This is a genomic window from Serratia ureilytica (assembly GCF_017309605.1).
GTDB classification, from domain to species: domain Bacteria; phylum Pseudomonadota; class Gammaproteobacteria; order Enterobacterales; family Enterobacteriaceae; genus Serratia; species Serratia ureilytica.
Map to the genome: position 1 here is coordinate 2,039,042 of NZ_CP071320.1, position 13,167 is coordinate 2,052,208.

The following is a 13,167-nucleotide window of genomic DNA, read 5'->3' on the forward strand; positions in this document are numbered from 1 at the left end:
TCTCCGTTAGTCGATGGCGTGGTTATCCGGCGTGAAGCTGACCCGCACCTCGGTGCCGCCGCCGCTGCGCGGTAAAATGTCGCAGCGGCCGTGCAGGCTCTTGGCGCGATCGCGCATGATGATCAAGCCGTAATGGTCGGGGCGAGAGGTCTCGGCCGGCAGGCCGCGTCCGTTGTCGCATACGCTCAGGGTCACTTCGCCGCGTTTATTGATGACCTGAATGCTTACCTCGCTGGCGGCGGCATGCTTAAGGATGTTGCTGAGCGCCTCGCGGGCGATCTGCAGCAGGTGTATGGCCTGATAGGCCGGCACCGTGCGCGGCCCCAGCTGATAATCGAGGCGGATGGTCAGGCCCAGTTTGGGGTTGAACTCCGCGACCGTCGATTGCAGCGCCGCCAGCAGACCCGGTTCGGTCAACTGCAGACGGAAGGTGGTCAGCAGTTCGCGCAGTTGGCGATAGGCGCCGTTCAGCTCTTCACGCATCTGTTGCACCAGCGCCTGGCTGGCGGCAGAGAGCGTTTCCCCCTGCATCTGCAGACAGGCGATCTGCATTTTCAGGCAGGAGAGCGATTGGGCGATGGAGTCGTGCAGCTCGCGGGCGATCGCCGCCCGCTCCTCCATCAGCATCAACTGCTGCTGGTGGTCGACCTGACGTTCGATGGCCAGCACGCTGGTCAGCTGTTCCACCAGGGTATTGATCAGTTGGCGATGTTCATCGTTCAGCGGTTGCTGCGGCGCATGTTGCGCCACGATCACGCCGTAGTCGCCGAGCTTGTCGCTCAGGCTCCAGCTCAGCGACGGATTGTTGGGATACTGGCGGTCGCTGTCGTTCAGGCAGGCGCTGCACACCGGGTTATGGCAATGCTCCGGCCTTAGCGGTTGGTTGCCGCTCAGCTGCAGCAGCGGTTCCCGGCTGTCGTTTTCATACAGCCGCACCTGAATGGCGCGCAGCGGCGTCAGGGTTTGCAATTGGTTGAGCAGCGGCGTCAGGCGACTGCACAGCGGCTCGCTGGCGTGCAGCTGGCGGCTGGCGCGATAGAGGAAGCTCAGCACCTGATTTTTCTGCTGCAGGTCGGCGGTCTTCTCGGCCACGCGCTGCTCCAGCCCGCTGTAGGTGGCCGACAGCTCGTCGGACATGGTGTTCAACGCGCCGCCGAGCGACGCCATTTCATCCTGATGGCCGCGCTGCGCAAAGCGGCGGCTAAAATCACCGCGGCCTACCGCCAGGGCCATCTCCACCAGTTGCCGCCAGGGATGCAGCAACCGGCGCCGCAGGTAGCAGGTGGTGCCGATCAACAGCAGCAGCGTCAGCGCAATAAAACCGGCCTGCACCAGCGTCACCATCAGCAGGCGGCGTTCGGTTTGCCTGTCGATATCCGACACCAGCTTATCCAACAACCGCACGAAGTGCGCGACCTGGGGCGCGGCGTCGGCCGGCTGCTGCGCGCTGCGCAGGCGAGGTTGCAGCGTCTGTTGCCAATAGTCGCGCAGGGCGTTGAAAGGCTGCGTCAACCCTTCCTGCTCCACCGAACGCTGCAGGTCGGGGCTATTTTCGTCGCGCTCCAGTTCCCGGATCAGCGCTTCGTGCCGTTCATCCAGCGGCACCTGCGCCAGCAGCCGGTAGCTTTGCATGCGCAGCGAGCCGGCCTTGTTGATGGCGTGCGCGTTGCCCTGAATGCTTTGCGACATCCAGGCGGAAATCCCCATGCCGGCCACGCCCAGCATGCCCGACAGCAACATCAGCAGGGCGACTTGATTCACGATCGAAAGCGGGGCCAACAGGCGTTTCATAAGTGCGGATTCCTGGCGTTTGGCGCCGCTGAAGCTCAGGGGCGAAGGCGGCGATGGGGCTAAACAAGTCACGATTCAGCCGTATTTTTGATTATCCCTGCGCATAACCCCATACCTCGAATGAAGTACCCATTAGTTTCCAGGGGGGCGTCGAGACGGCAAGGAAACGAAAGTGATAGTGATTAGTTGATTGATTTAAATAGATTTAATTTTTGGTTAGGGCGTACCCCTAAGGGGATGAAGGCGCTATTTCCGCCGCCAACTACTTGCATGCGGGTTGATATACATCAACTTTGCCGCCGGGGCCGCCCCCTAGGGTGTGCGGAATGATCCCCCGTGTCTGAGGTTTTTATGTCGCAACTTGCAACGCCTTCATCAAAGAAAACCGGTGCGCTGATTCAGGACTGGCGCCCTGAAGACAGCGCTTTTTGGCAGCAGCGTGGCCAGCGCATCGCCACCCGCAACCTATGGATTTCCATTCCCTGTCTGCTGCTGGCCTTCTGCGTCTGGATGCTGTTCAGCGCCGTCGCGGTCAACCTGAACAAGGTCGGCTTCAATTTTACCACCGACCAGCTGTTTCTCCTGACGGCGCTGCCGTCGGTCTCGGGCGCCATTTTGCGCGTACCGTATTCCTTCGTGATCCCGTTGTTTGGCGGCCGTCGCTGGACCGCCATCAGCACCTGCTTCCTGCTGGTGCCCTGCCTGTGGCTCGGGTTTGCGGTGCAGGACAGCAGTACGCCGTACAGCGTGTTCGTCATTATTTCCCTGCTGTGCGGTTTCGCCGGCGCCAACTTTGCCTCCAGCATGGCCAACATCAGCTTCTTCTTCCCGAAAGCGCGTCAGGGCGGGGCGTTGGGGCTCAACGGCGGGTTGGGCAATCTGGGCGTCAGCGTCATGCAGCTGGTCGCGCCGCTGGCGATTTCCTTCAGCCTGTTCGGCCTGTTTGGCGGCACGGCGCAAAACCAGGTGGAGGGGGGCCAGCTGTGGCTGGAAAACGCCGCCTGGATCTGGGTGCCGTTCCTGCTGGTCGGCACGTTGGCGGCCTGGTTCGGCATGAACGATCTGGCGGCGGCCAAGGCATCGCTGCGTCAGCAACTGCCGGTGCTCAAGCGTGGGCATCTGTGGATGCTGAGCCTGCTGTATCTCGCGACCTTTGGCTCTTTCATCGGTTTCTCCGCCGGCTTCGCCATGCTGTCGAAGACGCAGTTCCCCGACGTGGTGATCTTGCATTACGCGTTTTTCGGGCCGTTCCTGGGGGCGCTGGCGCGGCCGGTCGGCGGCGCGTTGTCTGACCGTTTCGGCGGTGTGCGGGTGACGTTGATCAACTTTGTGGTCATGGCCGTTTTTGCCGCGCTGTTGTTCCTGACCTTGCCGAGTGCGGGCGAGGGCGGGTCGTTCATCGCCTTCTACGGTATCTTTATGGTGCTGTTCCTCACTGCGGGGCTGGGCAGCGGATCGACTTTCCAAATGATCGCCGTTATTTTCCGCAAAATCACCGTCGATCGCGTTAAAGCGGCCGGCGGCAGCGATGAAAGCGCGCAGCGTGAGGCGGTAACCGATTCCGCCGCCGCATTGGGCTTTATCTCGGCGATTGGCGCCGCCGGCGGCTTCTTCATTCCGCAGGCCTTTGGCACCTCACTGGCGCTGACCGGTTCACCTGCGGGCGCGATGAAAGTGTTCCTGGTGTTTTACATTTTGTGCGTCGTGATCACCTGGGCGGTGTATGGCCGCAAGAAAAAAGCCTGAGTGTCAAACGACTTTCTCTATCCCTCCCGATAGGGGAGGGATATTTCGTTCATACCGAAACTTCTCTCTTCTCCTCCTCAGTGAAATTTTCTGCCTTTAGGTAAAATTCTCACCCCCGCTTGCCGTTTTTTTCTTTTTTTATAGTTATATCTCTCAATGTATGAATCCTTTCTCACAAAAGGTTTATATTATTCACGCGGTTTTTTCGTTTTGTTGAGCGTGTTCTTACTATTAAACAATTAATGCTTTTTCCTGCGTTTAAATGAAATTGCTTAGGAGAATACCTAATTGATGTGCGTATTATAAAATCAGCAATAGGGTTTTGTCTTAGATGCTGCGCCCGTTGGATGGAATGAACGCCGGAGTTAAATCAGATAACTCTCATTCTGTTTTTTCCGTCTTTTTGTAGTCTATCTGACGTTCAGATTAGGTGGAAAAACAGAATGAATTCAGGGCGAAGAATGAAATTTCACAATTTCATTCGATTAACAATCAAGCAACGCCGTTAGTTTTTTCTTTCTAAATCAAAGAGGTGCTAGTTTGAATTTTACGGTAGCCAGGAAAGAAATCCATGTTACCAACAGGGAAATAGAGTCGTTTGGATAAACGGAACATCCTGAATCAGGCTTAATGTAAAAAATGAAATCAGAAAATTTTTATAAAAGCCAATATCCGATGAATGCAACCTGTTGAGTTTACATTTAATTTCTTGAACATTTTTTGATATTTCTATACAAAGTGTGCAGGACAGGCACGCTAAGGAAATTAAAAGTGAATCTTGATAAAAGAATAAAGATTAGGAATCTCGATGTTCTGACTCCTGCCGGGGAGAAATTCCGTCTGCGTTGGAAGGAGTATCAAATTCTTTCGCTGCTTGTCGCCAGATCCCCCGAGCTGGTTACCCGAACGGAAATTATAGAAAATATCTGGAAAGGAACCTATTGTTCAGATTCAACGATAAATCAAACAATTAAATCCATTCGTCAGAAAATTAGCGATTCGGAACACACGCTTATCAGAACCATTCCACGCTTGGGTTACAAGGTGGAAAATCAAGCGGCTTTTCACTTTATATCTGAAGATGAAGACTACGCCGATGATGATATATTAAACGGTAACGATGATATTGACGTTGATATTCAAGCGGAACTTTCTGAAAGTGAAAATGAATCGCCTGTAGCCAACGACGAGAAAATAGTTAAGCCGCGTAAATCGACCCTCGTTTCTGCGCCTGTTGCGGCGATGGATTCCTCTCAAGATCCGGCGCATGAAAAGAAGTCGCTATCCGTGCGCCGCTTTTTCAGCGTGCCTGCCAGTCGCGTGGTGAAATACCTGACGGTGTTCGCCTCGTTACTGGTTATTTCACATTTTTCATATGTCCTGGGCAACCAAACCCGTCCGCCGGTGATCAATGATATTCAGAACAACACGCGCGTGGTGTTGACGCTGACGCTGAATAATCCCCATACCAACAGCCCGCAAACGCTGTTCTGTCTGTACCAGGGAGAGAACATGGATCAGGCCACCATCGAATGTGTCGATCCTAAACAAGGCCAGCTGAAATTGCCGGTAAAATATGAGACCTCTTCCTCCACCGGTAAAGGTCGGATTAATCTCATATTGCCGAATAAAACCTTGCAATATCAAGTTGCTTACGATGTTAAAAATTAGCGCTGAATGAGGTTTTATCTATAGCGATAATTTTACATTTGATGAAATCTTTTATTTCATTATTTGTTATTTGAAAGCCAGGTTCGATTTGTCCAGTCTGGAACTCATTACCTAACGCGTATTAGCGCCTGTCCCAATCGGGTGACGGGAATAATGAGAACCTGCTGAGTGACAAATTATGGATAAGCGTAAAGTAGCTATTATCGGGGGTTCCGGTTTTATCGGAACACGCCTGGCGAAACGTCTCAGTAAGCGCGATGATCTGACATTGGTCATCGTCGATAAGCAACCCAGTGCACATTTTCCATCCCTTTATCAGTATGGCGATGTGACTCAACCTCAGACTTTGCAAGAACCGCTGGCGGGCTGTGACGCCATCATTAATCTGGCGGCGGAGCATCAGGACAATGTCGATCCCATTTCGCTCTATTATCAGGTCAATGTCGAAGGCGCACATCATGTCTGCATGACCGCCTCTGCATTGAATATCCGCCAAATCATTTTCACCTCCTCGGTCGCCGTTTACGGGTTCGTCAAGCAGGAAACCGGCGAAGAAGGGCGTTTCGAACCTTTCAACCATTACGGCAAGTCCAAGCTCGAGGCGGAATATGTTTATGAGGCCTGGCGCAAGGCAGACGCCGCAAATAAATTGACCATCATCCGTCCGACGGTGGTGTTCGGCGAAGGCAACCGCGGCAACGTGTATAACCTGTTCCGCCAGATCGCCAGCGGCCGTTTCGTGATGATTGGCAGCGGCAATAATATGAAGTCGATGGCTTACGTCGAGAATATTGCTGCACGGCTGGAGCATGCGTTGGATCAGCAGTCCAGTTATCAGGTCAGCAACTATGTCGATAAACCGGACTTTACGATGAATCAGCTGGTCGACGTTATTTCCTCTTCATTGGGCAGGGAAAATAAGACGATTCGCATTCCTTACGCCTTGGGAATATGCGGCGCAACCGCATTGGATGTCGTGAGTAAAATAAGTCGTAAGAAATTTCCAATCAGTCGCGTCAGAGTGCAGAAATTCTGCGCCAGAACGCAATTTAAAAGCAATGTGCAGAATAATTTCGTGGCGCCGGTCGAACTTGATTCGGCAATCGAAAGAACCATTAAACATGAGTTTTCTGATAGATAACTTAATCGCACGCTGACGTTATTTCGATATTTTCGCTGACAAGCGGATAAATCTGCATTTTCAGGATTAGCGCATGCTGACTTATATCCTGGCCGGATCAATTTTGTTTTTGTTAATAGCGCATTGGGAGCTGTAACTCAAGGGCGGTAGCGTGCTTATTCGCTGGAGGAACGATGTTATATCAACTGAGCGTGATATTTGTGCTGGCGGTAGCGTGGGTGCTTATTGCCCGCCGCGCCGCCTTGGTGGTGGGGTTAGTGGATAAGCCCAATGCGCGCAAGCAACATCTGGGGCACATTCCGCTGGTCGGCGGCATCGCCGTGTACCTGACGCTGATGCTGATGACGCTGTGGCAACCCGCCTGGCTGCCCGAAAGTACGATCTACCTGCTGTGCATAACGGCGCTGGTGGTGTTGGGCGTGCTGGATGACCGCTTTGATCTGCCCGTGGCGCCGCGCGTCATGGTGCAGGGAGGGATCGCGCTGGCGATGATGCTGGCGGCAGGGATGCAACTCTCCTCGCTGGGTTATGTCTGGGGGCATCAGGAAGTGATGCTCGGCTATGGCGCGTTGCTGCTCACGCCGCTGGCGGTATGGGGAGCGATCAATGCCTACAACATGGTGGATGGCATCGATGGGCAGTTGGGCGCATTGTCCTGCGTCACCTTCGTCGCGCTGGCCATCGTGTTCGGGCTGGGCGGCCGGGAAGACCTGGCGCTGTGGTGTCTGGGCCTGATCGCCGCTCTGGCGGCTTATCTGCTGTTCAACCTGAGTCTGTTCGGTGCGCGCAGCAAGATCTTTATGGGGGACGCCGGCAGCATGGTGATCGGCTTCAGCGTGCTGTGGCTGGTGTTGCTGGCGACCCAGGGACCGCAGGCGGTGATGCGCCCGGTGACCGCGCTGTGGCTGATCGCCATTCCTCTGATGGACATGGTGACGGTGATGGTGCGCCGCCTGCTGCGCCGCCAAAGCCCATTCAAAGCGGGGCGCGATCATTTGCACCATATTCTGATGCGTCGCGGACTGAATGCGCGCCAGGCGCTGGCGATGAGCACCATGCTGGCGGTGACGCTGGCCTGCATCGGCATCTGCAGCGAAGTGCTGAAACTGCAAGAGAGTTTGATGCTGGTGGCGTTTCTGCTCTGTTTTTTCGGCTATTTCGCCCTGTTGCGCGAGCCGCGTCAGGCGACGGTGTTCAGCGATAATCCGACCGTCGGCCGTTAATCCCCTCACGGGCTGCGGCGGCAGCCCGTTTATCACGGTACTTCCATGAATTTTCATTTGCCTCTTTTGATGCCGTTGGCCTTTACCTCCGCGCTGTTGAGCGGGTGTACGGTGATTCCCGGCTCACATTTACCTACCAGCGGAAAAGCCGTCGTCGTGCAGCAAGACGACGGTTTTGATTTGAATAACCAGGTGCAGGTCTACCGCATGTCGCCGATGTTGCTGCAGAAAATGCGGCGCGTAGAACCGGTCGCCCGGCCGAACCCGGCGCTGGATCAGCGGCTGCAGAACTATCAATACCGTATCGGCGTCGGCGACGTGTTGAACGTCACCGTCTGGGATCACCCTGAGCTGACTACGCCGGCCGGGCAGTACCGCAGCGCCAGCGACACCGGTAACTGGGTCCATGCCGATGGCACGATTTTTTATCCCTATATCGGGCGAGTGGCGGTGGTGGGCAAAACCGTCACCGAAGTGCGCAGCCTGATCGCCGGCCGTCTGGCGCAGTATGTGGAAAGCCCGCAGGTGGATGTCAGCATCGCCGCTTTCCGTTCGCAGAAGGCTTATGTGACCGGTGAGGTGAAAACCTCCGGCCAGCAGGCGATCACCAACGTGCCGCTGACCATCCTGGATGCGATCAACGCCGCCGGCGGCCTGACGGAGAACGCCGACTGGCGCAACGTGGTGCTGACCCATCAGGGCAAGGATCGGGCCATCTCGCTGCAGGCGCTGATGCAGCGCGGTGACATCAGTCAGAACGCGTTGCTGCAGCCGGGTGACATCCTTTACGTCCCGCGCAATGACGAACTGAAAGTGTTCGTGATGGGCGAAGTGGGCAAGCAAGCGACGCTGAAGATGGATCGCAGCGGCATGACGTTGACCGAGGCCCTCGGCTCTTCCGAAGGGATCAGCCAGACGGTCGCGGATGCGACCGGGGTATTCGTGATCCGGCCGAGCGGCGGCAAAACGCCGCAGCGGCTGGCGACGCTGTATCAGTTCGACCTTTCCGACGCCAGCGCGCTGGCGATGGGCGCTGAATTTCAGCTGCAACCTTACGACGTCGTGTACGTCACTGCGGCGCCGGTCGCGCGCTGGAACCGTTTGATCAGCCAGCTGGTGCCGACCATCAGCAGCTTTAACGATCTCAGCGAGGCTACCTTGCGCGTGCGCAACTGGTAAATCCGCAGGATGAATAAGGAACAGAAGATGAAGAACAATGCGCTGTCCGTGATGGTGGCCGAACAAGATGAAAAGCTGGAGTGGGAGCGTCTGGTAGGGCCGCTTTGGGATAACCGCTGGCGGATCGCCGTCGTAACCGGCGTGGCCGGCGCGCTGGGCGTCGCCTATGCCCTGTTGGCGACCCCGGTGTATCAGGCCACGGCGGTGGTGCAGGTGGAGAAACAGCTGTCCGGCGACTCGCTGCTGCGCGAAACGCTGGACAGCTCGATGGGGCAGAATTCGGCGACGCAGGATGAAGTGACGCTGGCCAAGTCGCGCTACGTGCTCGGCAAAACGGTGGATGCCCTTGGCCTGACGGTGCGCGTCGAGCCGGACTATTTACCGGTATTCGGTAAAGGTTTTGCCCGACTGAGCGGCGAAAAGGCGCCGGTGCTGGACATCGCCACGTTGACGACGCCGCCGGAAATGGAGGGCGAAGCACTGACGCTGACGGTGCGCGATGGGCAGCATTACGAGCTGAGCCATGACGGCGCCAAACTGTTAAGCGGCGCGGTCGGGCAGCCGGTGGCGCAGGGCGGATGGAACATGGCCGTCTCGGCGCTGGACGCGGCGCCGGGCGCCAGCTTCACGGTGGTCAAAGTCGCGCGCCAGAAAGCGGTGGACGATCTGCGCAAAAATCTTGACGTAGTGCCGGGCGGTAAAGACAGCGGCATCATGACCTTTACGCTGCCGAGCGAAGATCCGCAGCGCGCCGAGGCGGTGCTGAAGAACATCACCGACAACTACCTGCAGCAGAACGTGGATCGCAAAACGGAAGAGGCGCAGCGAATGCTGGCGTTCCTGCAAGAGCAACTGCCGCAAACGCAAACCTCGCTCAACAACGCCGAAACCCAGCTCAATCAGTTCCGTCAGCAAAACGACTCGGTGGATCTGTCGCTGGAAGCCAAATCGGTGTTGGACACGCAGGTGCAGCTCGAAGCGCAGCTCAATGAACTGACCTTCAAGGAAGCGGAGATCTCCAAGCTCTATACCCGCGCGCACCCGGCTTACCGGGCGCTGCTGGAAAAGCGCGCCACGCTGGAAGCGGAAAAGGCGCGGCTGGGCAAACAGGTGCAGACGCTGCCGAAAATGCAGCAGGAGATCCTGCGTCTCACCCGAGACGTGCAGGTGGATCAGCAGGTTTACATGCAGCTGATGAACAAGCAGCAGGAGCTGAGCATCAGCAAGGCCGGCACGGTAGGCAACGTGCGCATCATCGATGAAGCGGAAACCGCCATTCGGCCGATCCAGCCGCAAAAGATGCTGATCGTGCTGTTGGCGCTGCTGCTGGGCGCCGGGGGCGCCGCCGCGGTGGTGCTGTTGCGCACGGCCTTCCACCGCGGCATCAATGATATCGATACGCTGGAGAAGCGGGGCATCAACGTCTACGCCACCGTGCCGCTGTCGCCGTGGCAGGTGAAGCGCAACCGCGAGCAGCGTCATCTGTTGCCCAAATCCGGCGGCCGGCGCCTGCCGATCCTGGCGGTGGCCGAGCCGACGGATCTGTCGGTGGAGGCAATCCGCAGCCTGCGTACCAGCCTGCATTTCGCCATGCTTGAAGCCAAAAACAATATTCTGATGGTCTCCGGCGCCAGCCCGGAAAGCGGCAAGAGCTTCACCAGCACCAACCTGGCGGTGGTAGTGGCGCAGGCCGGGCAGCGGGTGTTGCTGATCGACGCGGATATGCGCAAAGGCTTTCTGCATCGCTGGCTGGCCGAGGATGGACATCGCGGTTTGTCCGACATGCTGGTGGGCGACGTGATGGCGGAACAGGCGGTGCGAAAAACCGCCATCGCCAACCTGGACTTCGTGCCGCGCGGCCAGGTGCCGCCGAATCCGTCCGAACTGCTGATGCATCGCCGCTTCGCCGACTTCCTGCGCTGGGCCGGGCAAAACTACGATCTGGTGCTGATCGATACGCCGCCGATTCTGGCGGTGACGGATGCGGCGATCGTCGGTCATCACGCCGGCACCTCGCTGCTGGTGGTGCGTTTTGAAGTGAACACCGTCAAGCAGATCGAAACCAGCATGCGCCGTTTCGAACAGAATGGGGTGGCGATCAAAGGCGTGATCCTCAACGGCATGGTGAAAAAATCCGCCGCCGATGCGGGTTACTACGCCTTTGCCTATCCGAGCCATCAGGAAGAAAAGGTGCCGTAAGCGCATGAAAGCGATGCTGATGAACTCTTTGTGGCTAATGCTGGAGCGGGTATCGCTGAGTCTGTCGGGGATTTTCGTTTCGGTGTACGTCGCGCGCTATCTCGGGCCGGCGCAATACGGTTTGATTAACTACTTGCTGTCGGTGATCGCCATCGCCGTGCCGCTGGTGCAGCTGGGGGCGGACGCGGTGCTGTTCAACCGCGTCGCCAAACGGCGCCGGAGCGGCATGCGGCTGATGCTGGCTTCGATGCGCATCCGCCGCCAGCTGTTTGCGCTGATCGCGCTGCCGCTGATGGCCTGGACGCTGTTGACGCAGGATCGCACCAACCAAATCATGATGCTGCTGATGTTGATCAGCGCGTATTTCTCCGTGCAGGACGTCTACAAAATCTATTACGACGCGCTGCTGAAGTCGAAGTTGAACACGTTGATCAACAACGTTGCGCTGTTGCTGTCGATCGTGATGCGGCTCGGCCTTGTGTACGCGCAATTGCCGCTGGTGTGGTTTGCGCTGCCCTATGTGCTGAGCAGCCTGCTGCCTTATGCGGTGCGCTGGGTGCTGTTCCGTCGCGAGCAGGCGCAGATGCCGGCGATCAGCGGCAGACACAAACGGCGCTACGGCCGCTACCTGTTCAGCGTCGGCTTGCCGCTGGCGATCTCCAGCCTGTCGATCGTCATTTATACGCGCATCGATCAGATCATGCTGGGCAACTATTTGGGAGAACACAGCGTCGGGCTTTACAGCGCCGCCATCACGCTGAGCCAGGGGTGGGTATTCGTGCCCATCGCGCTGATCATGTCGATGATGCCAGGCGTGGCGAACGCCGGTTCGGAGCAGGAACAAGAGGCGCGCATTCGCCAGCTGTATCTGATGGTGCTGGTGCTTTCGATGCCAGTGATCGCGGTGCTGTCGCTGTTTCCGCAGCAGATAGTCGCGCTGATGTTCGGCGAAAGTTACCGGCAAACGGCGACCATTTTGGCGCTGTGCTCGGTGACGTCGCTGTTCTCGGTGATGGGAACGGTGTCTTACCGCGCCATCGTGCTGTTCAGCGGCTATCGATTCATCGCCATCAAAATGCCGCTGGCGGCGTTGGCCAACGTGGTGATGAATTTCATCCTGATCCCGCGCTACGGGATCATGGGCGCGGCGATATCGACGTTGATCACGGAGTTTATTTCATTCTTTGTGCTCAACAGCTTTTTCAGAGGAGGAAAAATTACGCGTTTGCAGGTGACTTGCTATCGGTGTTTTCCGCAATTAATAGGGAAGGTACGAGAAATATATGTTAAATAATCTGGTGAAAGGGTTATACCGACGTATGCCCGATGCAATATATCATCAGTTAAAATACGCAATGTTTTTCCGCAAGGTGCCGCATCTGGCCCATCCGGTGGGGTACAGCGAAAAACTGATGCGTAGGAAAGTTTATCCACTGGCGATATATACGCAGCTATCTGATAAATATCGGGTGAGAGAGTATATCGAACAGCTATGGGGTAAAGAGTATTTGATCGATCTTTACGCGCACGGCAACGAATTTACGGAAGAGATGTATCAGCAGCTGCCCGAGTCGTTTGTGATTAAAGCCAACCATGGCAGCGGATATAACAAGCTGGTATTTGATAAAAGCCAAACCGGTTATAACGAACTGCGGGTGTTGACCAACAGTTGGCTGCGGCAAAGTTTTTATCAGGTTTATCGCGAGCGGCATTATAAAGATATTCCACCTTGCATCATGGTGGAAAGAATGCTGATCGACGAAGGGCAAATACCGAACGACATCAAGATCCACTGTTTTAATCTTGACGGTGAGGTGCGCTTCTTTATTCAGATCGATTATCAGCGCTTTATCGATCATCGCCGCGATTTCTTTGATGCGGACTGGAACCGCACCGAGATCCGCATGGGCGTGCCGAACAGCGACGTGCCGATGTCGCGCCCCAGCGGGCTAAAGGAGATGCTGCGGCTGGCGCGCCAGGTGGCGGAACAATTCTCGTACGTACGCGTCGATTTTTATCAGGTGCAGGATCGCATTTATTTTGGCGAGCTGACTTTCACCCCGGGGGCCGGATTACAACGGCTGATGCCAGAAACAATTGAACAAGAATGGGGAGGGTATTTTCATACGTAGCTGAAACAGGCCGTTGGCTGCGCGTACTCGACCCGAGGCGGGGGGATAACCGGGCAGGGATATGCTGCGATAACAAACTTTTTCT

Annotated in this window: 9 protein-coding genes; 8 read left to right on the forward strand and 1 reads right to left on the reverse strand. The window is 56.4% G+C overall.

Going from position 1 to position 13,167, the window contains the following annotated elements:
- Window positions 1-6: 6 nt before the first annotated feature.
- Entirely contained in the window at window positions 7-1,791 is a 1,785-nt protein-coding gene (gene narX, locus J0X03_RS09445) for a nitrate/nitrite two-component system sensor histidine kinase NarX (RefSeq protein ID WP_160204373.1), read from the reverse strand.
- A 351-nt stretch (window positions 1,792-2,142) separates the two neighbouring features.
- Here narX and J0X03_RS09450 point away from each other — a divergent pair, with 351 nt between their 5' ends.
- From J0X03_RS09450 to J0X03_RS09485, 8 genes are all read left to right on the forward strand, one after another.
- Entirely contained in the window at window positions 2,143-3,537 is a 1,395-nt protein-coding gene (locus tag J0X03_RS09450; RefSeq protein WP_033650893.1) for a NarK family nitrate/nitrite MFS transporter, read from the forward strand.
- A gap of 771 nt (window positions 3,538-4,308) precedes the next feature.
- Window positions 4,309-5,208 (forward strand): transcriptional regulator, encoded by a 900-nt coding sequence (locus J0X03_RS09455; protein WP_033650894.1) that lies wholly within the window; start codon window positions 4,309-4,311, stop codon window positions 5,206-5,208.
- 178 nt (window positions 5,209-5,386) lie between these two features.
- Window positions 5,387-6,349, forward strand: coding sequence for an NAD-dependent epimerase/dehydratase family protein (locus J0X03_RS09460; protein ID WP_160204372.1), 963 nt, complete (start codon window positions 5,387-5,389; stop codon window positions 6,347-6,349).
- Window positions 6,350-6,522: 173 nt separating this feature from the next.
- The gene (wecA, locus tag J0X03_RS09465; RefSeq protein WP_160204371.1) at window positions 6,523-7,572 is read left to right on the forward strand and encodes a UDP-N-acetylglucosamine--undecaprenyl-phosphate N-acetylglucosaminephosphotransferase; all 1,050 of its coding nucleotides are present in this window, start codon (window positions 6,523-6,525) and stop codon (window positions 7,570-7,572) included.
- Between the two features lie 45 nt (window positions 7,573-7,617).
- Window positions 7,618-8,751, forward strand: coding sequence for a polysaccharide export protein (locus tag J0X03_RS09470; RefSeq protein ID WP_033650895.1), 1,134 nt, complete (start codon window positions 7,618-7,620; stop codon window positions 8,749-8,751).
- A gap of 27 nt (window positions 8,752-8,778) precedes the next feature.
- Entirely contained in the window at window positions 8,779-10,950 is a 2,172-nt protein-coding gene (locus J0X03_RS09475; RefSeq protein ID WP_160204370.1) for a polysaccharide biosynthesis tyrosine autokinase, read from the forward strand.
- Between the two features lie 4 nt (window positions 10,951-10,954).
- Entirely contained in the window at window positions 10,955-12,244 is a 1,290-nt protein-coding gene (locus J0X03_RS09480) for a flippase (RefSeq protein ID WP_033643437.1), read from the forward strand.
- Complete coding sequence (locus J0X03_RS09485; RefSeq protein ID WP_033643436.1) at window positions 12,234-13,082, forward strand: ATP-grasp fold amidoligase family protein; 849 nt, start codon at window positions 12,234-12,236, stop codon at window positions 13,080-13,082. The genes J0X03_RS09480 and J0X03_RS09485 overlap by 11 nt, the downstream gene beginning before the upstream one ends.
- Window positions 13,083-13,167: the final 85 nt, after the last annotated feature.

Bases quoted from the DNA above. Each gene is read 5' to 3' on its own strand.
- narX (WP_160204373.1), bottom strand. From the start codon at position 1,791: ATGAAACGCCTGTTGGCCCCGCTTTCGATCGTGAATCAAGTCGCCCTG.
- J0X03_RS09450 (WP_033650893.1), top strand. From the start codon at position 2,143: ATGTCGCAACTTGCAACGCCTTCATCAAAGAAAACCGGTGCGCTGATT.
- J0X03_RS09460 (WP_160204372.1), top strand. From the start codon at position 5,387: ATGGATAAGCGTAAAGTAGCTATTATCGGGGGTTCCGGTTTTATCGGA.
- wecA (WP_160204371.1), top strand. From the start codon at position 6,523: ATGTTATATCAACTGAGCGTGATATTTGTGCTGGCGGTAGCGTGGGTG.
- J0X03_RS09470 (WP_033650895.1), top strand. From the start codon at position 7,618: ATGAATTTTCATTTGCCTCTTTTGATGCCGTTGGCCTTTACCTCCGCG.
- J0X03_RS09475 (WP_160204370.1), top strand. From the start codon at position 8,779: ATGAAGAACAATGCGCTGTCCGTGATGGTGGCCGAACAAGATGAAAAG.
- J0X03_RS09480 (WP_033643437.1), top strand. From the start codon at position 10,955: ATGAAAGCGATGCTGATGAACTCTTTGTGGCTAATGCTGGAGCGGGTA.
- J0X03_RS09485 (WP_033643436.1), top strand. From the start codon at position 12,234: ATGTTAAATAATCTGGTGAAAGGGTTATACCGACGTATGCCCGATGCA.